Origin of the sequence: Ectopseudomonas khazarica (assembly GCF_004521985.1) — a bacterium.
Classification (GTDB): domain Bacteria; phylum Pseudomonadota; class Gammaproteobacteria; order Pseudomonadales; family Pseudomonadaceae; genus Aquipseudomonas; species Aquipseudomonas khazarica.
In genome coordinates this window covers 18,014-41,828 of record NZ_SBHZ01000020.1, presented here as the reverse complement: position 1 = coordinate 41,828, position 23,815 = coordinate 18,014, and the positions used below count along the sequence as shown (strand labels likewise).

Annotated in this window: 25 protein-coding genes, 1 pseudogene and 1 riboswitch; of the genes and pseudogenes, 5 read left to right on the top strand and 21 right to left on the bottom strand. The window is 67.9% G+C overall.

Features of this window, described 5'->3' with window-relative positions; all coding sequences use genetic code 11:
• Positions 1–34: 34 nt before the first annotated feature.
• A complete protein-coding gene (locus EPK82_RS21510) occupies positions 35–1,096 on the top strand; it encodes an SMP-30/gluconolactonase/LRE family protein (RefSeq protein WP_134677992.1) in 1,062 nt (353 codons plus the stop codon).
• A 42-nt stretch (positions 1,097–1,138) separates the two neighbouring features.
• On the opposite strand, the gene EPK82_RS21505 is transcribed toward EPK82_RS21510, so the two are convergent.
• On the bottom strand, positions 1,139–1,819 hold the full coding sequence (locus EPK82_RS21505; RefSeq protein WP_134677963.1) for a spermidine synthase: 681 nt from the start codon (positions 1,817–1,819) through the stop codon (positions 1,139–1,141).
• A 92-nt stretch (positions 1,820–1,911) separates the two neighbouring features.
• The gene (gene gdhA / locus EPK82_RS21500) at positions 1,912–3,249 is read right to left on the bottom strand and encodes an NADP-specific glutamate dehydrogenase (protein WP_134677962.1); all 1,338 of its coding nucleotides are present in this window, start codon (positions 3,247–3,249) and stop codon (positions 1,912–1,914) included.
• A 358-nt stretch (positions 3,250–3,607) separates the two neighbouring features.
• On the opposite strand from gdhA, the gene EPK82_RS21495 reads away from it, so the two are divergent.
• From EPK82_RS21495 to EPK82_RS21480, 4 genes are all read left to right on the top strand, one after another.
• Positions 3,608–4,504, top strand: coding sequence for a sulfurtransferase (locus EPK82_RS21495; protein ID WP_134677961.1), 897 nt, complete (start codon positions 3,608–3,610; stop codon positions 4,502–4,504).
• A gap of 157 nt (positions 4,505–4,661) precedes the next feature.
• Positions 4,662–5,141, top strand: a complete 480-nt coding sequence (locus tag EPK82_RS21490) for a hypothetical protein (protein ID WP_037053528.1) — start codon at positions 4,662–4,664, stop codon at positions 5,139–5,141.
• 152 nt (positions 5,142–5,293) lie between these two features.
• On the top strand, positions 5,294–6,568 hold the full coding sequence (locus tag EPK82_RS21485) for an OmpP1/FadL family transporter (RefSeq protein ID WP_037053532.1): 1,275 nt from the start codon (positions 5,294–5,296) through the stop codon (positions 6,566–6,568).
• A gap of 63 nt (positions 6,569–6,631) precedes the next feature.
• Positions 6,632–7,243: a response regulator transcription factor gene (locus EPK82_RS21480; protein WP_037053534.1), complete on the top strand. Its 612-nt coding sequence runs from the start codon at positions 6,632–6,634 to the stop codon at positions 7,241–7,243.
• Here EPK82_RS21480 and EPK82_RS21475 read toward each other — a convergent pair whose 3' ends face one another.
• The 19 genes and pseudogenes from EPK82_RS21475 to EPK82_RS21390 form a co-directional block, all read right to left on the bottom strand.
• A complete protein-coding gene (locus EPK82_RS21475) occupies positions 7,244–8,992 on the bottom strand; it encodes a hybrid sensor histidine kinase/response regulator (RefSeq protein ID WP_134677960.1) in 1,749 nt (582 codons plus the stop codon).
• 12 nt (positions 8,993–9,004) lie between these two features.
• Entirely contained in the window at positions 9,005–10,066 is a 1,062-nt protein-coding gene (locus EPK82_RS21470; protein WP_134677959.1) for a lipase secretion chaperone, read from the bottom strand.
• A 45-nt stretch (positions 10,067–10,111) separates the two neighbouring features.
• Complete coding sequence (locus EPK82_RS21465; protein ID WP_134677958.1) at positions 10,112–11,041, bottom strand: esterase/lipase family protein; 930 nt, start codon at positions 11,039–11,041, stop codon at positions 10,112–10,114.
• Positions 11,042–11,167: 126 nt separating this feature from the next.
• A pseudogene (locus tag EPK82_RS21460) lies at positions 11,168–11,719 on the bottom strand (glutathione peroxidase).
• Positions 11,720–11,781: 62 nt separating this feature from the next.
• A complete protein-coding gene (locus EPK82_RS25140; RefSeq protein ID WP_256663111.1) occupies positions 11,782–11,907 on the bottom strand; it encodes a hypothetical protein in 126 nt (41 codons plus the stop codon).
• Positions 11,904–13,109, bottom strand: coding sequence for an MFS transporter (locus EPK82_RS21455; RefSeq protein ID WP_134677957.1), 1,206 nt, complete (start codon positions 13,107–13,109; stop codon positions 11,904–11,906). The genes EPK82_RS25140 and EPK82_RS21455 overlap by 4 nt, the downstream gene beginning before the upstream one ends.
• A gap of 58 nt (positions 13,110–13,167) precedes the next feature.
• Positions 13,168–13,572 carry a MarR family winged helix-turn-helix transcriptional regulator gene (locus tag EPK82_RS21450; protein WP_037053548.1) on the bottom strand — a complete coding sequence of 135 codons (405 nt, stop codon included), beginning with the start codon at positions 13,570–13,572 and terminating at the stop codon, positions 13,168–13,170.
• Positions 13,573–13,645: 73 nt separating this feature from the next.
• On the bottom strand, positions 13,646–14,377 hold the full coding sequence (locus tag EPK82_RS21445; protein WP_134677956.1) for an adenosylcobinamide-GDP ribazoletransferase: 732 nt from the start codon (positions 14,375–14,377) through the stop codon (positions 13,646–13,648).
• Positions 14,374–14,946: a histidine phosphatase family protein gene (locus EPK82_RS21440; RefSeq protein ID WP_134677955.1), complete on the bottom strand. Its 573-nt coding sequence runs from the start codon at positions 14,944–14,946 to the stop codon at positions 14,374–14,376. The genes EPK82_RS21445 and EPK82_RS21440 overlap by 4 nt, the downstream gene beginning before the upstream one ends.
• Complete coding sequence (gene cobT, locus EPK82_RS21435; RefSeq protein ID WP_134677954.1) at positions 14,946–16,001, bottom strand: nicotinate-nucleotide--dimethylbenzimidazole phosphoribosyltransferase; 1,056 nt, start codon at positions 15,999–16,001, stop codon at positions 14,946–14,948. The genes EPK82_RS21440 and cobT overlap by 1 nt, the downstream gene beginning before the upstream one ends.
• Positions 15,998–16,519 carry a bifunctional adenosylcobinamide kinase/adenosylcobinamide-phosphate guanylyltransferase gene (gene cobU / locus EPK82_RS21430; protein ID WP_134677953.1) on the bottom strand — a complete coding sequence of 174 codons (522 nt, stop codon included), beginning with the start codon at positions 16,517–16,519 and terminating at the stop codon, positions 15,998–16,000. Before cobU ends, cobT begins: the two co-directional genes overlap by 4 nt.
• A gap of 54 nt (positions 16,520–16,573) precedes the next feature.
• Positions 16,574–18,025 carry a cobyric acid synthase gene (locus EPK82_RS21425; protein ID WP_134677952.1) on the bottom strand — a complete coding sequence of 484 codons (1,452 nt, stop codon included), beginning with the start codon at positions 18,023–18,025 and terminating at the stop codon, positions 16,574–16,576.
• Complete coding sequence (gene cobD / locus EPK82_RS21420; RefSeq protein WP_134677951.1) at positions 18,025–19,035, bottom strand: threonine-phosphate decarboxylase CobD; 1,011 nt, start codon at positions 19,033–19,035, stop codon at positions 18,025–18,027. The genes EPK82_RS21425 and cobD overlap by 1 nt, the downstream gene beginning before the upstream one ends.
• Positions 19,028–19,936: an adenosylcobinamide-phosphate synthase CbiB gene (cbiB, locus tag EPK82_RS21415; RefSeq protein ID WP_134677950.1), complete on the bottom strand. Its 909-nt coding sequence runs from the start codon at positions 19,934–19,936 to the stop codon at positions 19,028–19,030. Before cbiB ends, cobD begins: the two co-directional genes overlap by 8 nt.
• A gap of 3 nt (positions 19,937–19,939) precedes the next feature.
• Positions 19,940–20,593, bottom strand: coding sequence for a 5,6-dimethylbenzimidazole synthase (bluB, locus tag EPK82_RS21410; protein ID WP_134677949.1), 654 nt, complete (start codon positions 20,591–20,593; stop codon positions 19,940–19,942).
• On the bottom strand, positions 20,590–21,882 hold the full coding sequence (locus tag EPK82_RS21405) for a cobyrinate a,c-diamide synthase (protein WP_134677948.1): 1,293 nt from the start codon (positions 21,880–21,882) through the stop codon (positions 20,590–20,592). The genes bluB and EPK82_RS21405 overlap by 4 nt, the downstream gene beginning before the upstream one ends.
• Complete coding sequence (gene cobO, locus EPK82_RS21400) at positions 21,882–22,493, bottom strand: cob(I)yrinic acid a,c-diamide adenosyltransferase (RefSeq protein ID WP_134677947.1); 612 nt, start codon at positions 22,491–22,493, stop codon at positions 21,882–21,884. The genes EPK82_RS21405 and cobO overlap by 1 nt, the downstream gene beginning before the upstream one ends.
• Positions 22,494–22,673: 180 nt before the next feature.
• Positions 22,674–22,883: riboswitch (cobalamin riboswitch) on the bottom strand.
• 39 nt (positions 22,884–22,922) lie between these two features.
• On the bottom strand, positions 22,923–23,243 hold the full coding sequence (locus EPK82_RS21395; protein ID WP_037053569.1) for a hypothetical protein: 321 nt from the start codon (positions 23,241–23,243) through the stop codon (positions 22,923–22,925).
• 9 nt (positions 23,244–23,252) lie between these two features.
• Entirely contained in the window at positions 23,253–23,777 is a 525-nt protein-coding gene (locus EPK82_RS21390; protein ID WP_134677946.1) for a C40 family peptidase, read from the bottom strand.
• Positions 23,778–23,815 lie beyond the last annotated feature (38 nt).

Here is a 23,815-nt window from a genome sequence, read left to right as displayed (position 1 = left end):
GCGCATCGCCCTCCGACACGGAAGAACAACAATGCTGAAGAAACTGCTCGCCCTGCCCGTCCTGCTGTTGCTCGCGGCAGCGCTCTACCTGGCGCTCACGCCCAGCCCCATCGCCCCCCTGCCCTGGGAAGCGCCCGAGGCACCACCGATGACCGCTGTACTGGAGCCCAACGACACCCTGATGAAAGCCGAGCTGCTGGCGCGCGGTCAGATCCACGGCCCGGAGGACACCGCGGTCGATGCCCAGGGCCGGGTGTACGCAGGCCTGCATGATGGCCGCGTCGTCCGCGTGCTGGCCGACGACAGCGTGGAAACCTTCGCCGATACCGGAGGCCGCCCGCTGGGCATGGACTTCGATGCCGCCGGCAACCTGATCCTCGCGGATGCCTACAAGGGCCTGCTGCGCATCGATCCGCAGGGCCGCATCGAGGTGCTGAGCACAGAGGCCGACGGCCTGCCCTTTGCCTTCACCGACGACCTGGACATCGCCAGCGACGGCATCATCTACTTCAGCGACGCCTCATCGCGCTTCCAGCAACCGGACTACCTGCTCGACCTGCTCGAAGCACGCCCGCATGGACGCCTGCTCAGCTATGACCCGAGCACCGGCGAGACCCGCGTGCTGCTCGATGGCCTGTACTTCGCCAACGGCGTGGCGCTGTCGGCCAACGAGGACTTCGTGCTGGTCAACGAAACCTATCGCTATCGCATCACCCGTTACTGGCTCAAGGGCGAGCGGGCCGGTCAGCATGAGGTGTTCATCGACAACCTGCCGGGCCTGCCGGACAACCTGCAAGGCGACCGCAAGGGCACCTTCTGGGTGGCCCTGCCGACGCCGCGCAAGGCGGACGCCGACTTCCTCCATCGCCACCCCTGGCTCAAGGCGCAACTGGCCAAGCTGCCACGCGCACTGTGGCCGAAGGCGATTCCCTATGGCTTCGCCATCGCACTCGACGAGAACGGCAAGATCGTCCGCAGCCTGCATGACACCAGCGGCACGCACCTGCGCATGGTCACGTCGGTGAAACCGGTGGGTGACTACCTGTACTTCGGCAGCCTGGACAACGACCGCATCGGCAAGCTGCCGCTTCACTGAGCGACGCAGCGGCCCTGCCCGTTGCAGGCACGGGCCGCTTGTTCAGACCTTCCGGGCGATCCAGATGGTGTGCCGCGTGCCGCGATTGCCGTGGGCATAGACCTGCACCGCCTCACCCTTGAAGCCCGCCTTGCGCACTTTCTCCGAGAAGGCCCGGTCAGCGCTGGACGACCACACCGCCAGCATGCCCCCGGGGCGCAGCGCCCTGGCGCACTGATACAGTCCGGGCATGCTGTACAGCCAGTCATTGCCCTTCTGGGTCAGCCCTTCCGGGCCATTGTCGACATCCAGCATGATCGCGTCGTAGCGTTGCTCGGCAGCCTGCAGCACCTTGGCGACGTCCTCCTGAATGATCAGCGCACGCGGGTCGCACAGCGGATGACCGGCTTTCGCGCCCAGCGCGCCACGGTTCCACTCGACCACTCCCGGCACCAGCTCGGCGACCTCGACCTCGGCGTCAGCCCCCAGGTGCTGCAGAGCCGAGGCCAGGGTAAACCCCATGCCCAGGCCGCCAATCAGCACCCGCGCCTGCGGGCGCCCGGCAATCTGCTTGCAGGGAATCGCGGCCAGGGCATCTTCCGAGCCGTGCATGCGTGTATTCATCAGTTGCCCGCCATCACCGCCGGCAATCTTGATGACGAAATCGTCCCCGTATTCGAACAGGTTCAATGCACCGTCCGTACCCGGGATCGGAGCGGTGTCGAGCAAAACGAAGCGTTTCATGCGGAGCGCAAACCTGCGTGACGAGCGATAAGGCAGGCAGCATGCCTGAATCGCCCGCCCGACACAGCAACGTCATCTGCAGCGAGGGTCGCTCAGACCACACCCTGCGCCAGCATGGCATCGGCGACCTTGACGAAGCCGGCGACATTGGCGCCCTTGACGTAGTTGATCCGGCCATTCTCCTCGCCGTGGTGCACGCAGGCGTGGTGGATGTTCTGCATGATGCCGTGCAGGCGTTCGTCCACCTCGCCGGCACTCCAGTGCAGGCGCATGGCGTTCTGGCTCATTTCCAGGCCGCTGGTGGCCACGCCGCCGGCGTTGGAGGCCTTGCCCGGCGCGTAGCAGATGCCGGCCTCGACGAACAGGTCCACGGCCTCCAGGGTCGAGGGCATGTTGGCGCCTTCGGCCACGCAGATGCAGCCGTTGCCCAGCAAGGCACGGGCATCCGTGCCGTTCAGCTCGTTCTGCGTCGCGCAGGGCAGCGCGATGTCGCACGCCAGGTTCCATGGGCGCTGCCCCGCGAGGAACTGCAGGCCATAGTGCTCGGCCATCTCGCGCAGCCGACCGCGACGCACGTTCTTCAGCTCCATCAGGTAGTGCCACTGCTCGGCGCTCAGGCCGGCCTCGGCATACAGCGTGCCCTCGGAGTCGGACAGCGAAATGACCCGACCGCCCAGGTCCATGACCTTCTGCGCCGCGTACTGGGCGACGTTGCCGGAGCCGGAGATGGCCACCCGCTTGTCGGCGAAACCCTGCCCGATGCGCTTGAGCATCTCCTGGGCGAAGTACACGCAGCCGTAGCCCGTGGCCTCCGGGCGGATCAGGCTGCCGCCGTAGCTCAGGCCCTTGCCCGTCAGCACCGAGCTGAACTGGTTGGAGAGACGCTTGTACTGGCCGAACAGATAGCCGATCTCACGAGCGCCGACACCGATGTCACCGGCCGGCACATCCAGGTCGGCGCCGATGTGGCGGTACAGCTCGCTCATGAACGACTGGCAGAAGCGCATCACCTCGCCTTCGCTGCGGCCCTTGGGGTCGAAGTCCGCACCGCCCTTGCCGCCGCCCATGGGCAGCGAGGTCAGGGAGTTCTTGAACACCTGCTCGAACGCGAGGAACTTGAGCACGCCGAGGTTCACCGAAGGGTGAAAGCGCAGGCCACCCTTGTAGGGCCCGATGGCGCTGCTCATCTGGATGCGGAAGCCGCGATTGACCTGCACCTGGCCGCGATCATCCACCCAGGGCACGCGGAACAGGATGGCCCGCTCCGGCTCGACCATGCGCTCGAGAATACCGGCATCGCGATAACGCGGGTTGGCTTCGAGGAAGGGCCACAGGCTGCGCACCACCTCCTCCACCGCCTGATGGAATTCTGGCTGATCAGGATCGCGCTGCTTCAGGCGCGCCAGGAAAGAATCGACGGACAACGACATGCGGCACCTCGACGCCACGCAGACAAAGTGGCCGGCACTCTATCAGGCGAAAAGGCACCAAAACAGATCAAAATGTCGCCTTGATGAAACTTTCAGGTGCACGGCGACATGAAACAGCAATGAATCACTGGTTTACAGAGGCCTGAAGCGCCCTGATACGCACCAAAAATACACATCAGGTTGCACTATTTTTGCCCGAAGACTCACGAGGCGGCGTGACGGAGCAGGTTCGCGCCTTGCGCGATGGGTTGCAGGCCCGGCATGAAATGGCTCCTTCCTGGCGGGGCATCGAACTGCGTGCGCCGGATTGGCCAGGCGGTATGATGCCGGCAAACGCGTACACGACACCGGAGGCTCCATGCCACTCGCTCAACTGATCAGCGCGCAACAGCTTCGCCAACGTCTGGGCCAGGAGAACCTGCTGCTCCTGGACTGCCGCTTCGCCCTCGAAGACCCGAGCTACGGGCGCCGCAGCTACCTCGACGGGCATCTGCCCGAGGCGCATTTCGTCGACCTGGAGCAGGACCTGTCCGCACCGGTGGTCAAGGGCGTCACCGGTCGCCATCCGCTGCCGGACCCCAGCACCCTGGTCGAACGCCTGCGCGCCTGCGGCCTGCGCAGCGACAGCCAGGTGGTGCTGTATGACGATGGCCCCGGTGCCTACGCCGCACGCGCCTGGTGGCTGCTGCTCTGGCTCGGCAAGCGCGATCACCTGTACCTGCTCGATGGCGGTCTCAAGGCCTGGCGCGAGGCCGGCTTCGAGCTGACCACGGCGCAGCCGGACAGCACCCCCGGCGATTTCCCCGCGCAACCCGACAGCAGCCTGCTGCTGAGCGCCGAGCAACTGGCGGCACGCCTGGACAGTCCCGACCTGACCCTGCTCGATGCCCGCGCGCTGCCGCGCTTTCGCGGTGAAGTCGAGCCGCTCGACCCGGTTGCCGGGCACATTCCACGGGCCCAGTGCGCGGCCTTCACCGACAACCTCGGGGCCGATGGCCGCTTCCTGCCCGCCGCGGCGCTGCGCGAACGCTTCGACGCGCTGCGCGGCGAGCGCCCGCTGGACGACCTGGTGGCCTACTGCGGTTCCGGCGTCACCGCCTGCCACAACCTGTTCGCCATGAGCCTCGCCGGCTACCCGCTGGCCGCGCTGTACGCCGGCTCCTGGAGCGAGTGGATCACCAATCCGGCGCATCCGATCGCCACCGGCGACTGGGCCCTGGCGCTAAGCACCAAAGGAAATATGCCCAATAACTGAAATCCGGAATCAATTTAAAAACAGCCCTTTACGGCTGAAATATCGCACTAGACTTGAAAATGAGCGGCTAACCCCGCTCCCGGTGGGGCCTTTATCGAAGAGCCACTAGAACAGCTGCCACGCGCCCGGCCCCACCGGCACCTTTAGCGAGGATGCCATGGGAATAGCCGCCTGCGACCTCAGCCAGCATGTGATCCGCCCTACCCTGCTCTACCTGCAACGTCACAGCGCAACGGCCGAAGCCCTGCTGCTGGGTGCCGCGGCCTGTCAGTCGGACCTCGGCAGCGCACTCGACACCCCACACGGCCATGGTCTCTATCGCATCAGCGAGCAACGCCACCTGGCGCTCTGGGACCAGCACCTGGCCCGTGACCCGGAGCTGGCCAGCCGGGTACGCGGCCTGGCCAGCCAGCACGCCTTCCTCGAGGCCCCGCACCTGGAGCTGACGGTCAACCTGCGCTACGCCACGGCCATCGCCTGGCTGCTGGTGGAAGCCGAGCAACTGGAGCTGCCGGCGGCCGACGACGTCCCCGCCCTGGGGCGGATCTGGTGCAAGGTGTTCCAGCCCTGCGGGCGCCAGACCGACTTTCTCGATGCCTGGCACCGGCACATCGACCAGGTCAGCCAGGTAGCCTGACCGATCGGACATGAAAGCATTGCGCCCATATCTGCGCAAAATTCAGACAATTGTCCGACAATACGCTCTATTTCGGGAACTTAAGCGCCTTGGCACAGGTCAGGAAAAACTGTAGCGTGCGCCCCCTCGCCCCACCACAGGAGCTTCCCCCCGTGAGCAAACGCCTTCTCAAGACAGGCCTGGCCGTCGCCATCACCGCCACGTCGAGCCATGGCTTCGCCAGTGGCTTCACCCTCAACGAGCAAAGCATTTCCGGTATGGGCACCTCGTTCGCAGGGCGCTCGTCGTCCGCCGATGACGCCAGCACCGTATTCGGCAACCCGGCCGGCATGTCGCGCCTGAAGCGCAGCGAGGTGTACTTCGGCGCCGCAGCCATTCATGCCAAGACCGATATCAGCCATGCCAGCGCCAGCGCCGGCCCGCTCTCCCTGTCGGGCAGCAACGACGGCGACATGGTGCCGACCACCGGCGTGCCCATGGGTTACTTCGTCAAGCCACTGGATGACAAGGTCGCATTCGGCCTCGGCATCTATGCACCCTTCGGCCTGATGACCGACTACGAGAACGGCTTCCAGGGGCGCTACTACGCCAACAAGAGCTACGTGCGCGTGATCACCATCCAGCCGACGCTGAGCTATCGCTTCAACGACCAGCTGTCGGTAGGTTTCGGCCCGACCTTCAACCATATCGAAGGCGAACTCAGCTCTTCCCTGCTCAACCCGCTGAGCCCCGGCCGCAACGATGGCGAGGTGAGGGTCAAGGGCGACGATACCGCCGTCGGCTTCAATGCCGGCGTGCTCTACGAGTTCAGCCCCCGCACCCGCGCCGGCCTGACCTATCACTCGCGCGTGAAGTACGAGCTGGAAGGCGACACCCGGGTCTCCGCCAGCGGCGCGCTGGCCGGCCTGTCCGGCAAGTACGACGCCAGCCTCGACCTGACCACGCCCGAGTCGGTGGACCTGTCGATCACCCATGACCTCACCGACGCCCTGACGCTGCACCTGGGCAGTACCTGGACGCGCTGGAGCCGCTTCAAGGAAATCCGTGTGGAGAACGATGCCGCCACGCTGCCGGCGAACCTCTCCACCATCGTCGAGGAGCAGAACTGGCACGACACCTGGGCCCACGCGATCGGCCTGTCGTACCGGGTCAGCCCGCAATGGACGCTGCGCACCGGTATCGCCGTCGACCAGTCGCCGATCAACAACACCGACCGCTCGCCGCGCGTGCCGTCCGGCGACCGCACCATCTTCAGCCTTGGCGCCGGCTGGAGCCCGACCCAGGACATGACCATCGACGTGGCCTATTCCTACCTGCAGGAAGAGACGGTGGACGTGAACCACCAGAGCTCGACCCGCGGCAGCTACAGCGCGCGCTACAAGAACAGCGCTCACGGCCTGGGGGCATCGCTCAGCTACCGCTTCTAATCGACGCCCGGCATTGGCTACACTCACGCGGCAGAACAACAAGAAAAGCCGCGTGAGTACATCATGACTGCCCTCTGCACCACCCTGCCCGAACACCTCCGCCTGTTGCTGGTCGACGACCACCGCATCTTCCTCGACGGCCTGTCCCTGGCCCTGTCGCCCCTCAGCCAGAACCTGCTGATCCACACCGCGCACAGCGCCGCGGAGGCGGAACAGTGCCTGCGCCAGCATGCATACGACCTGATCCTGCTCGACCTGCGCCTGCCTGACGAACCGGGCCTGGAGCTGTTGCAGCGCTGGCTTTCTCGAGGCGAAAGCACACCGGTGGCCATCCTCAGTGCCAGCGACTCGTCGCTGGATGCCCAGGCCGCCCTGGCCGCCGGCGCCCTCGGTTTCATTCCCAAGAGTGCCGACGGCAACGCCCTGCGCCAGGCGGTGACGCGTGTTCTGCTCGGTGAAACGCTGCCGGCGCCGAGCAATGCCTCTCCGCTCACCCCGCGCCAGCTGGAAATCCTCCAGCTGCTGGCCGAAGGCCTGCCGAACAAAGCCATCAGCCGCCAGCTGGGGCTGGCCGAAGACACGGTGAAGACCCACCTCAAGACGCTGTTCGAAACCTTCGCCGTGCACACCCGTACCGCCTGCGTCAGCGCCGCCCGGCAGCGCGGCTGGCTGTGATCAGCTGACGGCCTGGCGCACCTGCAACTGGGTCGCCAGCACCTGACGCAGACGAGCCGGCAGCAGCGGCTTGGCCAGGGGCATGACATGCGCCGGCAGGCAGCGCTCATGCAGCTCGGGGCTCAGGTCGGCGCTGATCAGCAAGGCCGGCAGCATCTGCCCGGCCGCCTCGCGCAAGCGCTCGATGGCCTGCAGGCCATCCTCCCGCCCGCCAAGGCGGTAGTCGCTGATCACCAGCTGCGGCGCTTCCCGGCTTGCCGCCTGCAACGCCGTCGCCAGGTCGGCACAGGCCTGTACCTCGCAGCCCCAGCGGCGCAGCAGGCCGGCCAGCGCCTCGCGCCCGGTGGCGTCGTCTTCGAGCAACAGTACTCGCCCGCGCAACGCCGTCGTCCCCTCACCGCGCGCAACCGGCAGCGGGATCCCGGCAAGCGGCAGACGCAGAACGAAGCGCGCCCCAGCGCCAGGCCGTGAATCCAGGCGCAGCGGGTGATCCAGTACCTGCGCCAGCTGCCTGACGATCGCCAGGCCAAGCCCCAGCCCGCGCTCGGCGTTGCGCCCGGGGTTGTCCAGCTGACGAAACTCTTCGAACACCAGCGCCTGCTCGGCCTCGCTCAGGCCCCGACCATCGTCCGCTATCTGCAGCGCCACGGCATCGCCGTCAGCCCGTGCGGTCACCTGCAGGTGCCGGGCCTGCGCGTGCAGCAGTGCGTTGTTGAGCAGGTTGCGCAGCAGGCGTTCCAGCAGCAGAGGGTCACTGCACACCCCCAGCTCAGCGCACTGCAGATCGAGTTGCAGCCCCTGCTGGCGTGCCTCCGGGGCCACCTCGGCAAGCAGACGTTCGAGCAGCGGGCGCAGCGCGAAGGCATGTGGCCGCGCCTGCACACCACCCGGCAAGGTCAGCCGGGTGTAGTCGAGCAACGACTGCAGCAGGCGCCCGAGCTGCTCCACCGATGCGGCCAGGCGCGCACTGATGCGCCGGGTCTGCTGGTCACCGCCCTGCTCCACCAGGTGTTCGGCATACAGGCCCATGGCATTGAGTGGCTGGCGCAGATCGTGACTGGCCGCCGCCAGCAGCCGCAGCTTGCGTGCGTCATCGTCCTCTGCCCGCTGGCGCGCCAGATCCAGCAGACGCAGGTTGAGCCAGGCGCCGCGCTGGCCATGTTCCTGCATGTAGGCGCCGACCGTACCGATCAGGTTGGCGCAGAACAGGAACAGCCCCTGATAGGCCAGTGCGCCACCGCTTTCGCCGAACACCGCGCCAAGGCCGGCGAACAGCAGACAGAAGCTCCAGCTGCACAGGCTGATCGCGCGAAACGACAGCCCCAGCAGCGCATAGCCGAACAGCAGGATGAGAAACAGGCCGTCATAGGGCATCGCCACGCCCTGCAGCCAGCACAGGTGCACGATCAGCGCGACGCTGACGCCATTGACCCAGTAAGCCGCCGCATAGACCGGCGGCACCCGGGCGAGTGGCGCAGCGGCACGGCGGCAGTAGAGAAACGACAGCAGGACCGCCGTCAGCGCCAGCACCCGCAACGGCAGGACCGACAGGCTGACCGACAGCGGCATGAGCAGGAAGTCCAGCAGCGCGTAGATCACCTGGAACAGCGCGGCAGTGGCGGCGATCAGCGGCAGGCGCCGGCGAATGCGCTGCACCCGGTGTTCGGCGAAGCCCGCCTCCAGCGGTGCGACGAAGCACAGCGAACGATAGCCACGGCGCTGCTGGGCCAGCAGCTGCTGCTCGCTCAACGCAGACGCTCCTCAGGGCGCGCCCGGCGACTCCAGCTGTTTGGCGGCGATGGCGTCATAGGTTTCCACACGGTATCGGTCTTCACTGGCGAACAGCCGCTCACGCAACTGGCGCTGCAGTTGCTCGCCATCCGTCGCACTCAGCCCCTGGCCCTGCAGGCCAGCCAGTTCGCTGCGGTAGGCCTGGTAGCGCTGCTGCCAGTCACGCTCGCGACGCTGCTCGGCCAGCAGGCGCTGCACGGTATCCGGATCATAGGTCATCGCCAGGAACTCGCGCACCTGTTGCTCGTCCGCCCCGTCGCGCCACAGCTGCTCGCTGTGCTGCAGCTGCTGCAACGCCAGTTGCTGGCGCTGTTCGCTCTCGCGCAGCGCCGTCGGTAGGCGCTCGCGCAACTGCTCGAGCAGTTGCGCACGCTGCCCCGCGTCGAGGTCGTCGCGCTGCTGCAGGGCCAGGCTGTCCAGGGTGTAGCGGGCGTAGGCCTGCTCCGCACCGAACAGCGCCTCCTGCGCCGCCGCGGAAAAATGGCCGCGGCGCAGCTCGTCGAGCTGAGCAAGGGCCGCCTGCAGCACCTGCAACTGTGCCTGCGGATCGGCTTGCTGCCGGCTCTGCAGCGGCTGCTGCAGCAACGCCATGCTGGCGCGCTTGTAGTCCAGGTAGTCACCCAGCAGGCCGATCAGCTGACCGAGGGCCGGTTCCTCCAGGCGAGCGCCAGCGTCGGCCAGCAGCACCTCGATCACCGCATCGAGACCGGACTGGTCGACGGCACTGAGGAAGTAGTCGAAGTAATCGCGCACGGCCAGGTCCAGCACCAGGTTGCCGGCCGCGTCGCTGCGCAGCTGGCCATCCACCGTGGTGCCGGCCAGGCTCGGCAGCGCCGTGGCGGCAGGTGCCTGGGCCATGCCGGAAACCCGCGCGGGGGCCACCGGCACCTCAGGCGACTGCACCGGCACAGCGCCGGGCTCAGCGCGCGCGGCAGCTGTTGCTGGCGGCAACGGGGCGGGCCAGCGCCAGTAGAACGTGAGGCCGCCGGCCAGGAGCACGGCAGCCAGGGAAAAACCGAGGAATCTGGACATGTCGCCTCGCTGCGGCGGAGCCAGGCCCCGCCGCACTCTTCAGGATCAGACGCCCTTGTTCTTCAGGCGGTTGGCATGCTGGCGATACAGCGACACCGGTTCGGTCCAGCCGCGAACCCCGAACAGGTGGTTGATCGCGTCGACGTGATTCATGTTGTAGCTGTCGCCGATAACCTGCCCCAGGTAGGTCGAGCAGACGCCGACCAGGCCGTCGTTCTTCTCGCTGCCGAAGACCAGGCCGGTGAACGCCAGGAACGGGTCGGCCGCGTCGAACACGTTGGTGTAGGCCGAGTTCCCCGTCCACGAGTAGTAGCGGATGCTGTGGCCACGAACGTTCTGCACCTCACTGGACTTGGCGCAGTAGCTGCTGCTGTTCACGCCCCAGGGATGGCGCGCATTGAGCGCGTTGGTCCCGGCCGTGGTCAGCGTGGCCAGGGCGTCGATGCCGCTCTGCGGATTGCTCGAGCCGGAGAGCAGGTTGATCAGGGCGCCCAGCGCGTTGGCGATGGCATTGGCGCCGCCTTCGATGCCGCTGCCGGGCGGGATCACGCCACGCACCACATCGGCCACCTTGGAGCCCTTGTTGACCCCGTTGACCGAGGTGACCGACGCCACCAGGTCCGGGCGCAGCGACGCCGCCACCCGTGAGGTCGGCGAGCCCTGGCTGTGGCCGATCAGGTTGACCTTGCCACCACCGGCCGCCGCCCAGGGCACGATCTGCCGCGCCAGCTCGGCGCCACGTTGCTCGCTGTCGTTGAACGCGGCGACGCTGGCGACATAGACCCGGGCACCGTCACGTTCGAGGTTCCAGGGGATGGTGTGGAAGTAGTTGACCAGGCCGCCGATGGTGTTGAAGCCGGTCACGCCGTGCACCAGCACGATCGGGTACCTGGTCCTGGTGTAATCGCCCGCCTGGGCCTCGACGGCGCCGAGCAGAGCGAGGGTGGCGATGGCAGCGGTATAGACGCGACGCATGGGTGCCTCCTTATTGTTCTTGTGGGCACGCCGGGGAACTGCGTCCGGCGCCTGGCCAGTCTAGGCAGGCGAGCGGATGCGGCCCATCGCCCAGATGGGTGAAGGGCCGTACAGCGAAGAGTGGGCTCAGGGTTGCGAGGCGATGGCCTTTTCCACGGCGGCGATCAGCTCGGGATCGTCCGGTTTGGTCAGGCTGGAGAAGCTCGCCACCACCTTGCCCTGACGGTCGACCACGTACTTGAAGAAGTTCCAGCGTGGCTGCCGGCTCTGCTCGGCGAGGCCCTTGAACAGGGCGATGGCGTCATCACCGGACACCGGCTGCGGTTCGGTCATGGTGAAGGTGACGCCGTAGTTGACGTAGCAGACGGTGGCGGTTTCCGCGCTATCGTCCGACTCCTGGCGGAAGTCGTCGGAGGGCACGCCGAGCACTTCCAGGCCCTAGTCCTGGTAACGCTGGTACAGCGCTTCGAGACCTTTGAACTGCGGCGTGAAACCGCAGAAGCTGGCGGTGTTGACCACCACCAGCGGCTTGCCGGCGAACTGACAGAGATCGACGCTGGCGCCCTTGCTGCGCAGCTTGGGCAGTTCGCCCTGCAGCAGCGCCGGGCATTCGGCGGCCAGCAGGGGCAGCGCGAGGCTGGAGAGCAGCAGGGAACAGGCGATGTGACGCAGTGACATGGCAGGAATCTCGGACGATGATGCGATCCGCTCACGCTACTCGCAGGCCACGCCTCAGGCAACTAGCAGATGCCGACGCCCAGTTGCAGCAGGGCCAGGCCACCCTGGCGCCAGCCCCACCAGGCCAGGGCCAGGAGCGCCCCCAGGCCCAGTGCCACGGCCGCGCAGAGCGTGACCTTGCTGCTCACGCCGGCACCGCCTGCAGGCGGGCCACCGGCACCTCGCGCACCGGCCAGTTCAGCGCGGCAGCCATCACGCTCAGGCCGATGGAAATCTGCCAGACCAGGTCGTAGCTGCCGGTATGGTCGTACAGATAGCCCCCCAGCCAGCCGCCCAGGAACGAGCCGATCTGGTGGAACAGGAAGACGATACCGCCCAGCATCGACAGGTTGCGCACACCGAACAGCGTCGCCACGGTGCCGTTGGTCAGCGGCACCGTCGACAGCCACAGCAGGCCCATCGCGATGCCGAACAGGTAGGCGCTCCACTGCGTCAGCGGTGCCACCAGGAACAGGCTGATGACCACCCCGCGCAGCAGATACAGGGCACTGAGCAGACGCGGCTTGGCCATGCGCCCGCCGAGCCAGCCGGCGATGTAGGTACCGAAGATGTTGAACAGCCCGACCAGGGCCAGCACGGTGGTGCCAGTCAGCGCCGGCAGGCCGTGATCCACCAGATAGGCCGGCAGGTGCACCGCGACGAACACCACCTGGAAGCCGCAGACGAAGAAGCCCAGTGCCAGCAGCCAGAAGCCGGAGTGGCTGGTGGCTTCACGCAGCGCCTCGACCAGCGTCTGCTCCGGACCATTGCTGGCCGGCGGCGGGGTCTCCCGGATCATGGCCGCCAGCGGAATCATCAACGCCACCAGCAGCCCCAGCGCCAGCAGGGCGGACGACCAGCCCAGCCAGCCGATCAGGCCCAGGGTGCCCGGCAGCATGGCGAACTGGCCGAAGGAGCCGGCCGCGGCGGCAATGCCCATGGCCATGCTGCGTTTTTCCACCGGTACGGCGCGGCCCACCACGCCGAGAATCACCGAAAACGAGGTGCCGGACAGGCCGATACCGATCAGCAGGCCGGCGCTGAGCGACAGGCTCAGCGGCGAATCGGCCATGCCCATGAATATCAGCCCGAGCATGTACAGCACACCGCCGATGACCACGGCCTTGCGTGCCCCGAAGCGATCGGCCAGCGCCCCGGTGATCGGCTGCGCCAGGCCCCAGATCAGGTTCTGCAGGGCGATGGCGAAGGCGAACACTTCACGTCCCCAGCCGAACTCGGCGCTCATCGGCGGCAGGAACAGGCCGAAGCCATGCCGGGTGCCGAGCGACAACGCGAGAATCAGCGATGCGCCGAGCAACAGCCAGGTGGAAGAACGCCATGCAGTTGTCATTGTTATCTCCAGCGAGCGGCCGTCAGTGGCCGCATGGGCAGTAAAAATCAGTCGACCCTCAGGCCAGGGCTTCCAGCAGTTGCATCAGTTCGGCACGCCGGCCCTCACCCAGCTGCAGGTTCAACTCCTGCTGCACCTGCTCCCAGAGCGGCAGCGCCTGGGCGATGCGTCGCTCTCCGGCATCGGTGAGGCTGACCTCACGGGCACGCAGATCGCGCGCCTCGCTCAGCTGCAGCAACGCCTGCTCCTCGAGCACCCGCAGGTTGCGCCCCAGGGTGCTGCGGTCCAGCCCCATGGCCTCGGCCAATGCGGAAATGCTCGGCTGGCCGAGGCGCTGGACATGCCGCAGCAGGGAAAACTGTGCGGCGCCCAGGCCGACGGCAGCGAGTGCGTCGTCATAGCGGCGGGTCACGCCGCGACTGGCGCGGCGCAATTGGGTACAGAGGCAAGAGGTCGGCAACATGGATACAGGTATATACCCGCATCACCGATTCGCACTCATACAGTTACAGGGCGTGTCGGCATAACAGTTGCGCTCAGAGGCTCAACGCGAGGACCAGCAGCATGCCGCACTCAGCCAGCTCGACCAGCGCGCCGGCGGTGTCCCCCGTCGTGCCGCCCAGGCGACGCAGCAACGCGCGACGCGTCCAGGCGAACAGCAACAAGGCGCTGGTCACGGCAAGCAGCGCCTGCCAACCGAACGCCAGCATCAGCAGCAGATGCACGGCCAGCACCCAGGGCAGTTGCTGGCGCGGTGCCTGCTCGACCAGCGCCTGCCCCAGGCCGCCGGCGCGCACGTAGGGCGTGGTCACCAGCAGCAGCGGCAGCAGGCTGCGCCCCAGCCAGGGCAGCAGAATCAGGCAGGCGCCCTGCCCGGCCTGCAACAGCGTCAGCAGCGCGGCGTACTTGAGCAACAACAGCAGCACCAGCACGACCACGGCAATCGGTCCGCTGCGCGGGTCCTTCATGATCGCCAGGGTCCGCTCGCGGTCGCCGAAACCACCCACCCAGGCGTCGGCGGTATCGGCCAGGCCGTCCAGGTGCAGCCCGCCACTGAGGCCGACCCAGAGGGCCAGAATGATCGCAGCCTGCAGCGGCATCGAGGTCTGCCCCAGCAGCAGGTGCGCCCCCCACAGCAACACGCCGAGCAGCAGCCCCACCAGCGGATACCAGAGCAGCGAGCGCCCCACCTGCGCGGGCGTCGGCATGCCGGGAAGACTGACCGGCAGGCGGGTCAGGAACTGCAGCGCGATCAGGAATGCACTCATGGCAACTCCAGCCACTGGCCATCGGCAGCGAGGCGCAGGCGGAAACGCTCGGCATAGCCGACGTTGACCTGCAGCAGGTCCTTTCTCGGCAGGCCACGCGCCCGCGCCAGCAGCAGGCGCATCACCCCGCCGTGGGTCACCAGCAGCAGGCGCTGACCGTCATGCGCCTGCGCCAGGCGCTGCAGGCTGCCCAGCACCCGCGCCTCGAAGCGCGACAGGGGTTCGCCATTGGGCGGCGTGAAGGCATAGGGGTCGGCCCAGAATTGCCCGAGTGCCTCGGCGTCGCTATGCATCAGCTCGGCGGCACTGCGCCCTTCCCAGTCGCCGAAGTGCAGCTCCTGCAGGTCGCGCTCGTAGTCCAGCGGCAGCGCCCGGGCCGCCGCCAGCTCTTCGGCGAAACGCGCACAGCGTTGCAGCGGCGAACTGATCAGGCGATCCCAGGGCCCCGCCTCCTGCACGGACCTGCGCAACTGCGCCCAGCCCTGTTCGGTCAGCGCATCGTCGAGGCTGCCACGCAGCCCGCCGCCCTGCTCGGTCTCGCCGTGGCGCAACAGTTCCAGGTACAGCATCAGGCCGGTTTCTCCGCCACGGCCGCCTCGGCGAAGGTGGCCATCTGGCCATGCAGCGCGCAGGCCATGCGCAGCAGCGGCACCGCCAGCGCTGCACCACTGCCCTCGCCGAGACGCAGGCCCAGCTCCAGCAGGGGCTCGGCGCCCAGTGCCTGCAGCACACGCACATGCCCCGGCTCGGCGCCATGGTGGGCGAACAGCAGCCAGTCACGGCACCCCGGATTCAGGCGCACCGCCAGCAGGGCCGCGACGCTGCAGATGAAACCGTCGACCAGTACCACCACGCCCTGCTGCGCCGCCGCGACATAGGCACCGACCAGCGCAGCGATCTCGAAACCGCCGAGGTGCAGCAGGGCCTCCAGCGGCCCGTCGAGTCGCTGCCGATGCAGCGCCAGCGCCGCATCGATGACCCGCGCCTTGTGCGCCACACCGGCAGGGTCCAGTCCGGTACCGGGGCCGGCCAGTTCGCTCGCCGGGCAATCCAGCAGCCAGCAGGCCAGCGCCGCCGCCGCCGTGGTGTTGCCGATGCCCATCTCGCCACCGACGAACAGGTCGCAGCCGGCGCTGCGCGCACGCTCGATGCTGTCGCGGCCGGCCTCCAGGCAGATCAGCGCCTGGGCCAGGGTCATGGCCGGCTCACGCGCGAAGTTCTGCGTGCCGGCGCCGACGTGCAGGTGGCGCACGCCAGGCAGCTGCGCCAGCGGCTCGGCGGTGCCCAGGTCGATCACCTCCAGCGCCGCGTCCAGCTCACGCGCCAGCACGCTGATCGCTGCGCCGCCGCCGACGAAGTTGGCCAGCATCTGCCCGGTCACCGCCTGCGGATAGGCGGAAACCCCTTCTGCCACCACGCCATGGTCGCCGGCGAAGATGGCGATCCACAGTTTTTCCAGGCCCGGCCGCTCGCGGCCCTGCAACGCGGCCAGATGAATGGCGATGTGTTCCAGCCGACCCAGCGAGCCCGTGGGCTTGGTCAATTGCTGTTGCCGTGCTTCGGCCTTGCTTCGCGCAACCCGATCACTGGGCTGACAAGGCCCCTGCCACCAGTGCAGACTCATAGCGCTTCCCCCTTCAGAACCATGGGCAGGCCGGCCACGGTGAAGACCACGCGCTGGCTGCGCTCGGCCAGCGCCTGGTGCAGCCAGCCGGCTTCATCGACATAGCGGCGGGTCAGCTCACCCAGCGGCACCACCCCCAATCCGCTTTCGTTGCTGACCAGCAGGATGCGCCCAGGCAACTGCCCGATGCAGGCCAGCAGCGCCTCGCGCTCGGCCGTCAGCCGCTGCGTATCCTCGAGCAGCAGCAGGTTGGTCAGCCACAGCGTCAGGCAATCCACCAGCAGGCAACGATTCGGCGCCGCCTGCTCGCGCAGCACGCGGGCCAGCGCCAGCGGCTCCTCGACCAGGGCCCAGTGCCCAGGCCGACGCGCCCGGTGCTCGGCGACGCGCGCCGTCATCTCGCCATCGAGCGCCTGGCTGGTGGCGACGTAGACCACCTCCAGGCCCGACTCGTCGGCCAGTTTCTCGGCCAGGCGGCTCTTGCCGGACCGGGCGCCGCCGAGGATCAGTTCAAGCATTTCCACTCCGTAAGGTGCGCGCTGCGCACCATTCAATAGCTCTGCCGCGCGGCCCTACTCCAGGCCGCACAATGCCCTGAGCCTGGCGCTATCCAGGTGCTGCTCCACCTGGTCGGCCAGGCGTTCGATGTCACGCTCGCGCAGGGCCTGGTAATCCACGTGCTGCACGTCGCGCAGGCCGGCCCAGCGCAACAGCGCCGCGAATGCCGCCGGCTGTTCGAACAGGCCATGCAGGTAGGTGCCGAGGACTTGTCCATCGGCGCTCAGCCCCCCGTCGTCGCGCCCGTCCTCGAGCCGCACGGCACCGTTGAGTCCCGGCCCCCGGCTGACCCCGGCATGGATTTCGTAGCCACTGACCTCGGCCTGCTCCAGGCACAGCTGGCCACGTACGTTGCGCAGCTGTTTCTCCGACTCCAGCAGCGTCTCGAAATCCAGCAGGGCGAGGCCGTCGCTGCTGCCAGCGGCACCCTCGAGGCCATGCGGGTCATGGATCTGCCGGCCGAGCATCTGCAACCCGCCGCAGATGCCCAGCAGCTTGCCGCCGTAGCGCAGGTGCCGGGCGATGGCCGCATCCCAACCCTGCTCGCGCAACCGCGCCAGATCGGCGCGCACGCTCTTGGAGCCGGGCAGAATGATCAGGTCGGCCGGCGGTATCGCCTGCCCCGGCCCGACGAAGCTCAGCTGCACCTGCGGATGCAGGCGCAACGGATCGAAATCGGTGTGATTGCTGATGCGCGGCAGCACCGGCACCACGACGCGCAGGGCCTGTTCGTTCTTGCGCTGCTGGCGGGTGTCGACGGCGTCCTCGGCTTCCAGGTGGAAGTCCATCAGGTACGGCAGCACGCCGAGCACCGGTTTGCCGGTGCGCTGCTCCAGCCAGTCCAGCCCCGGCTTGAGCAAGGCGATGTCGCCACGAAAACGATTGATCACGAAGCCCTTGACCCGCGCCTGCTCGCTGGCACTGAGCAGCTCCAGGGTGCCGACCAGATGGGCGAACACGCCGCCCTTGTCGATATCGGCGATGAGGATCACCGGGCAATCCACCGCTTCGGCAAAGCCCATGTTGGCGATGTCACCGGCACGCAGGTTGATTTCTGCCGGCGAGCCGGCCCCCTCGACCAGTACCAGTCGGTAGCCCTCGACCAGCCGCGCATGGGACTCCAGTACCGCCGCCATGGCCACCGGCTTGTAGCCGTGGTAGCTCAGCGCCTGCATGTTGCCGATGGCACGCCCGTGGATGATCACCTGGGCGCCCATGTCGCTGTTGGGCTTGAGCAACACCGGATTCATGTCGGTATGCGGCGCCAACCCGGCGGCCTGGGCCTGCACGGCCTGCGCCCGGCCGATCTCGCCACCGTCGGCGGTCACCGCCGAGTTGAGCGCCATGTTCTGCGGTTTGAACGGCACCACGGCGACGCCCTGACGCCGCGCCCAGCGGCACAGGGCGGTGACCAGCGTGCTCTTGCCGGCATCGGACGTGGTGCCCTGCACCATCAGCGTGGTCATCAGGGCGTCTCCTCGAGATTGGCCAGCATCGGCGCGCACTCCAGCAGGCCCTGCTCCAGGCGCTGCCAGCCACACTCGTCCGCCGGCAGACCGAAGCGCAGGCTGTCCAGCTCGGCGAACAGGCGCACCAGGATGCCGCGCCGCGCCAGCAGCTCGGCACAGGGCACCGCCCGCCGCGTGCAGCAGAACTGGAACAGCGCCGAGCCGCCGGTTGGCGGCATGCCGCAATCGCGCAGCAACGCGGCCAGGCGCTCGCCGTCGACCTGCAGGCGTTCGCGCTGGCGGCGCTGGCCCTCATGGTCGTTGAGCAGCGTCAGGGCCACGCTACGCGCCGGGCCGCTGACCGCCCAGGGACCGAGCAGGTTTTCCAGCTCGTCCAGCAGCGCCTGCGCCGCGAGCACGAACCCCAGGCGCAGGCCGGCCAGGCCGAAGAACTTGCCGAACGAGCGCAACAGGATCAGCCCCGGCATGTCGCTGTACGCCGCCAGGCTGTGCTGTGGGGTGCAATCCATGAAGGCTTCGTCGACCACCAGCCAGCCGCCGCGCTCGGCCAGCTGGTCATGCCAGTCGAGCAGGCGCGCCGGTTCGATCAGGCGCCCCGTCGGGTTGTTCGGGTTGACCAGCAGCAGCACATCGAGCTGCGGCAGGGCGCGGTGCACCGAACCCTCGCTGAGCCTGGTGATGCGATGCCCTTCGCGTCGCCAGGCCGCCGCATGCTCGGCATAGGTGGGGGCCAGAATGCCGACATTGCCTGGCTTGCGCAGACGCGGCAGGGCCTGGATCGCCGCCTGCGACCCCGCCACCGGCAGCAGGCTGGCGGCACCGTAGTAGTCGCGCGCCGCCTGCTCCAGGCCATCGTTCACCTCAGGCAGCCGCGCCCAGGCAGAACCGGGCACGGCGGGCAACTCCCAGCCATAGGGCGCCACACCGGTCGACAGGTCCAGCCAGTCTTCCAGGGCAATCCCGTAACGCTGCGCCGCTGCGCGCAGCCGACCACCATGCTCAAGCAATCCCTACCTCCCACAGCATCAGGCACAGTAGCCACAGCGCTACGCCGGCAACGACCCGATTCATCGCCCGCTCGATATCTCGCGCTCGCGGAGCCGGCCCCTCGCCCAGTCGTGGACGCTCATGCACCTCGCCGTGATACTCCGCCGCACCGCCCAGGCTGACGCCCAGGCTGCCAGCCCCCGACGCCATCACCGGGCCAGCATTGGGACTGTCCCACATCGGCGCCTGTCGACGCCAGCAGCGCAGCGCCAGGGCCACGTTGCCGAGCAGTGCGTAGGTCAGCGCCACCAGGCGCGCCGGGATGTAGTTGAGGACGTCGTCGATCTTCGCGGCGGCCCAGCCGAAACGCTCGAAGCGCTCGTTGCGATAGCCCCACATGGCATCGAGCGTATTGCTCAGGCGATACAGCACGACGCCGGGCGCCCCCGCGACGATGAACCAGAACAGGGCGGCGAAGACCGCGTCGGAACCATTCTCCAGGACCGATTCGGTACCGGCGCGCGCCACGCCCGTCGCATCCAGCGCGGCGGTGTTGCGGCTGACCATCCAGCCGACGCGTTCACGCGCGAGCGGCAGGTCACCCAGGCGCAGCGCCTGCGCCACCGGCAGCGCATGCTCGTACAGGCTGCGCAGCCCGAGGGCGAAGTACAGCGCGAAGATATCCACCGCCCATGCCAGGGAGGTCACCTGGGTCAGCAGCCAGGTGAGCAGTGTCAACGGCAGCACCGCCAGGCACCAGGCCGTGACACCGTGACTGCGCCAGCCGCCGCCGGCCGGATTGAAACGCTGTTCGAGGCGGCTGGCCAGGCGCCCGAAGGCAACCAGCGGATGCGCCCGGCGTGGCTCGCCCAGGGCGGCATCCAGAGCAACGCCCGCGCAGATGATCAGGGCCAGGCTCATCGCTCAGTCACCACGGACACCCCAACGGTTCTCGAACAACAGCTCCGCCAGTGGTCGCGGCGTCGCCCAGCCCTGCTCCACCAGCATGGGCTTTTCATAGAACGCCTCGACCGGTCCCAGGCACAGCAGCGCGACCGGCTTGCTGCCTGCGGGCATGCCCAGCAGCTCGGCCAGCGCAGCGGGATCGAACAGCGACACCCAGCCCAGCCCCAGGCCTTCGGCGCGTGCCGCCAGCCACAGGTTCTGGATGGCGCAGGCGACCGAGGCCATGTCCATTTCCGGCAAGGTGCGTCGCCCGAAGATGTGCTTCTCGCGGCCGTCCATCAGCGCTACCGCGAGCAGCTCGGCACAGTCACGAATGCCCTCGACCTTCAGGCGCATGAACGCGTCCGAGCGCTCGCCCAGGGCTTCGGCGGTACGCACCCGCTCCGCCTCCACCAGTTCATGCGCCTGCTGGCGCAGCTGCGGATCGCTGATGCGCAGGAAGCGCCAGGGCTGCATCAGGCCGACGCTGGGCGCGTGGTGCGCGGCCTCCAGCAGGCGTGCCAGCACCTCGGGCGGCACCTGGCCACCGGCGAAGTGGCGCATGTCACGGCGCTCGCCAATGGCACGGTACACCGCCGCACGCTCCAGCGCAGAGAAGGCGTGATCGCTCATGGACGCAACAGCGCGGCGGCCGCCTCCGGATTGGATGGCAGGTAGAAATGGATGTAGCTGGCGGTGAGCCGGCCGAGCCGGTAGACCGCCTCGGCCACCGGCTTGCCGTTCGGGCAGCGCGCCTGCGCGTGCGGCGTGAGCGGGCTGTCCAGCCGTGAGTGGTGATAGGTGTGGCCGCGCAGCAGGCCTTCCGCCAGCTCGACCTCCTGCAACGCCAGCGCGGTCAGGCGCGGCTGCAGGGCCGCGCTGCCGGCAAGCAGGCCGAGCATGCGGCCACTGGCGCCCTGCTTGTCACGCAGCTCGTCGAGCAGGTAGAGCATGCCGCCGCATTCGGCGAGCAGCGGCTTGCCGGCCTGATGATGGGCACGAATCGCCGCCGCCATGGCCTGGTTGGCTTCCAGCTCGGCCAGGTACAGCTCGGGGTAGCCACCTGGCAGGTAGAGGCTGTCCACCTCGGGCAAGGCGCTGTCGGCGAGCGGCGAGAAGTAGTGCAGCTCGGCGCCCAGCGCCTGCAACAGGTCGAGGTTGGCCTGGTACAGGAAGGCGAATGCCGCGTCCCGCGCCACGCCGATGCGCACGCCGGCAAGCAGGGGGCCTGGCTCATCGATCACTGGTGCGGCGAAGCTGACTGACGGCGGCAGATCGACGTCGGCACTGGCCGCCAGGGCATCGGCGGCGGCATCCAGCCGGGCATCGAGATCGGCCAACTCGGCGGCCTGCACCAACCCCAGGTGGCGGCTGGGCAGCTCCACCGCCGCGCTGCGCGGCAGGGCACCGAACCAGCGGATCGTCTCCGGCAGGGCATCACGCAGGATTTCGCCGTGGCGCGTGCTGGCGACGCGGTTGCCGAGCACGCCGGCAAACGGCAGGTCCGGTTGGAAGGTGGCCAGGCCATGGGCCAGTGCGCCGAAGGTCTGCGCCATGGCGGCGCCATCGATCACCGCCAGCACCGCTACGCCGAAGTGACGCGCCAGGTCGGCCGCCGAGGGCTTGCCGTCGAACAGGCCCATCACCCCTTCGATCAGGATCAGGTCGGCTTCGCAGGCGGCCTGCCACAACAGGCGGCGACTCTCGGCCTCGCCGACCATGGCCAGGTCGAGCTGGTACACCGGCGCGCCGCTGGCACGGGCATGGATCATCGGGTCGAGGAAGTCCGGGCCGCACTTGAACACCCGCACCCGCCGCCCCTGGCGCGTATGCAGGCGCGCCAGCGCAGCGGTGACGGTGGTCTTGCCCTGACCGGAGGCCGGCGCGGCGATCAACAGCGCCGGACATTGACGTGCGCTCATCAGAATTCGATGCCCTTCTGCGCCTTCACCCCGGCCTTGAACGCATGCTTGACCAGGTTCATCTCGGTGACCGTATCGGCGGCCTCGATCATCTCCGGCAAGGCGCCCCGCCCCGTCACCACCACATGCTGCAGCAGTGGCCGGGCTTCGATATCGGCCAGTACCGTGGGCAGGTCGAGATAACCGTGCTTGAGGGCGATGTTCAGTTCGTCCAGCACCACCAGGCCGACGGACTCGTCGGCGAGCAGGCGCCGCGCCACGTTCCAGGCGTCCTGCGCCTTGGCGATGTCACGCTGACGGTCCTGGGTCTCCCAGGTGAACCCCTCGCCCATCACGTGATAGCTGACTTCCTCGGGGAAACGGCGGAAGAAGGTTTCCTCCCCGGTGCTGGCTGCGCCCTTGATGAACTGCACCACGCCGACCCTGATGCCATGCCCGAGGGCCCGGGCGACCATGCCGAAGGCGCTGCTGCTCTTGCCCTTGCCGTTGCCGCTGTGCACCAGCAGCAGACCGTACTCGTCCTGGGCCTGGGCGATCTTCTCGTCGATCAGGGCTTTCTTGCGCTGCATGCGCGCCTTGTGGCGCTCATCACGTTCGACGGACTCGCTCATGCTCTGCTCCTGTACATCACGCGCCGGCAAGGTCGTGCACGGCGCGAACGGCAACCAGAAGAAGAGACGACGATGCGCACGTCCCATCCAGGCGCCAATGGCTGGTCGGGCATGCGGAAGACAGAAAACACGAACGCCCCGGTGCAACCGGAGCGCTGGCCGGACAACGCCCTCCGCGATGCCGTGAAACTGCGACAGGCCGGTCTCCGGGCTCGTGAGCGAACCAAAGGTTCAACACCGCGCCTTCCCGTGCACTGCACAGTGGCCTATGGCGGCGTACGACTCACCTACCGTTGCGGGGGCAGCGCCGGCATTGGAACCGGCTTCCCTGTTTCACCCTCTCGACCGCCGCTGGCGGCGATTCAGGGCACCTGAAGCAAGGCGCGCAGGTTAGAGGCTGTCCGCCCTGCGCGTCAACGCCGAAGCTGCTCAGTGCCTGGGCGTGAAGCCTGCCGGCTTGCGCGCCAACCACTCGACGAAGGTGCGCAAGCGCTCGTCGCCCAGCAACGCTTCCCGAGTGTTATAGGTCAGTGCCAGCTCCTTTTCGCTGAACAGGCGGTGAATCTGGTTATGGCACGCGCGACAGACCCACAGCGTGGCGCTGATGCGCTCATGCCGGGGATAGCGTTTCTGTACGTAGGCCTTGTCATGCAGCGCCCGGGGAATCAGATGATGGCGCGTCAAGGCCACAGGGCGAGCGCAAAGCTCGCACGCTTCAGGCTGCGGCGGCAGACGAATGGGATCGGCCATTGGCAGGGGTCAGGGGTTGTGCGCCAGCTCCGGCGTGATGACCCGCTTGGCATCCAGATAGACACGCTGCCAGTAGACGTTGTCGAGGCTGTCCAGGCGCACGGTGCCGCCGCTGGACGGCGCATGCACGAAGCGCCCCTCGCCGACATAGATGCCGGCATGACTGACGCTGCGCCCGCCGTTGGTGGCGAAGAACACCAGGTCGCCACTTTGCAGGGCATCACGGCGGACATCGGGGGTGCGCATAGCGCTGAGCTCACGCGTCGAGCGGGGCAGGCTGATCCCGGCGGCGTCGCGGTAGACATAGCCGATCAGGCCACTGCAATCGAAGCCGCCCTCGGGCGTGTTGCCGCCATAACGGTAAGGCGTACCGACCAGGCCGAGCGCACGAAACAGGACATCCTCGGTACCGCCCTGATAGGCCGAAGAAGCGCTTGGCGGTATGTAGACGGGCTGGGGAGCGGGAGCGTGGCTGCTGCAGGCACTCAGCAGCAGCGCGAAGGAAACGAGGGCAACACGGGTCGTGACGGGCATGAGCGAGGCGATCCTGAGCCTGGACAGGCTCTACTCTG

What these genes read in the sequence shown, in the direction of transcription:
- EPK82_RS21450 (WP_037053548.1), bottom strand. Translation starts at nt 13,572, where the DNA reads ATGTTGCCGACCTCTTGCCTCTGTACCCAATTGCGCCGCGCCAGTCGC.
- cbiB (WP_134677950.1), bottom strand. Translation starts at nt 19,936, where the DNA reads ATGAGCCTGGCCCTGATCATCTGCGCGGGCGTTGCTCTGGATGCCGCC.
- EPK82_RS21440 (WP_134677955.1), bottom strand. Translation starts at nt 14,946, where the DNA reads ATGCTGTACCTGGAACTGTTGCGCCACGGCGAGACCGAGCAGGGCGGC.
- EPK82_RS21480 (WP_037053534.1), top strand. Translation starts at nt 6,632, where the DNA reads ATGACTGCCCTCTGCACCACCCTGCCCGAACACCTCCGCCTGTTGCTG.
- EPK82_RS21445 (WP_134677956.1), bottom strand. Translation starts at nt 14,377, where the DNA reads ATGAGTGCATTCCTGATCGCGCTGCAGTTCCTGACCCGCCTGCCGGTC.
- EPK82_RS21465 (WP_134677958.1), bottom strand. Translation starts at nt 11,041, where the DNA reads ATGCGTCGCGTCTATACCGCTGCCATCGCCACCCTCGCTCTGCTCGGC.
- cobO (WP_134677947.1), bottom strand. Translation starts at nt 22,493, where the DNA reads ATGAGCGAGTCCGTCGAACGTGATGAGCGCCACAAGGCGCGCATGCAG.
- EPK82_RS21425 (WP_134677952.1), bottom strand. Translation starts at nt 18,025, where the DNA reads ATGACCACGCTGATGGTGCAGGGCACCACGTCCGATGCCGGCAAGAGC.
- bluB (WP_134677949.1), bottom strand. Translation starts at nt 20,593, where the DNA reads ATGAGCGATCACGCCTTCTCTGCGCTGGAGCGTGCGGCGGTGTACCGT.
- gdhA (WP_134677962.1), bottom strand. Translation starts at nt 3,249, where the DNA reads ATGTCGTTGTCCGTCGATTCTTTCCTGGCGCGCCTGAAGCAGCGCGAT.
- cobT (WP_134677954.1), bottom strand. Translation starts at nt 16,001, where the DNA reads ATGAGTCTGCACTGGTGGCAGGGGCCTTGTCAGCCCAGTGATCGGGTT.
- EPK82_RS21395 (WP_037053569.1), bottom strand. Translation starts at nt 23,243, where the DNA reads ATGGCCGATCCCATTCGTCTGCCGCCGCAGCCTGAAGCGTGCGAGCTT.
- EPK82_RS21495 (WP_134677961.1), top strand. Translation starts at nt 3,608, where the DNA reads ATGCCACTCGCTCAACTGATCAGCGCGCAACAGCTTCGCCAACGTCTG.
- EPK82_RS21470 (WP_134677959.1), bottom strand. Translation starts at nt 10,066, where the DNA reads ATGTCCAGATTCCTCGGTTTTTCCCTGGCTGCCGTGCTCCTGGCCGGC.
- EPK82_RS21455 (WP_134677957.1), bottom strand. Translation starts at nt 13,109, where the DNA reads ATGACAACTGCATGGCGTTCTTCCACCTGGCTGTTGCTCGGCGCATCG.
- cobU (WP_134677953.1), bottom strand. Translation starts at nt 16,519, where the DNA reads ATGCTTGAACTGATCCTCGGCGGCGCCCGGTCCGGCAAGAGCCGCCTG.
- EPK82_RS21405 (WP_134677948.1), bottom strand. Translation starts at nt 21,882, where the DNA reads ATGAGCGCACGTCAATGTCCGGCGCTGTTGATCGCCGCGCCGGCCTCC.
- EPK82_RS21490 (WP_037053528.1), top strand. Translation starts at nt 4,662, where the DNA reads ATGGGAATAGCCGCCTGCGACCTCAGCCAGCATGTGATCCGCCCTACC.
- EPK82_RS21505 (WP_134677963.1), bottom strand. Translation starts at nt 1,819, where the DNA reads ATGAAACGCTTCGTTTTGCTCGACACCGCTCCGATCCCGGGTACGGAC.
- EPK82_RS21390 (WP_134677946.1), bottom strand. Translation starts at nt 23,777, where the DNA reads ATGCCCGTCACGACCCGTGTTGCCCTCGTTTCCTTCGCGCTGCTGCTG.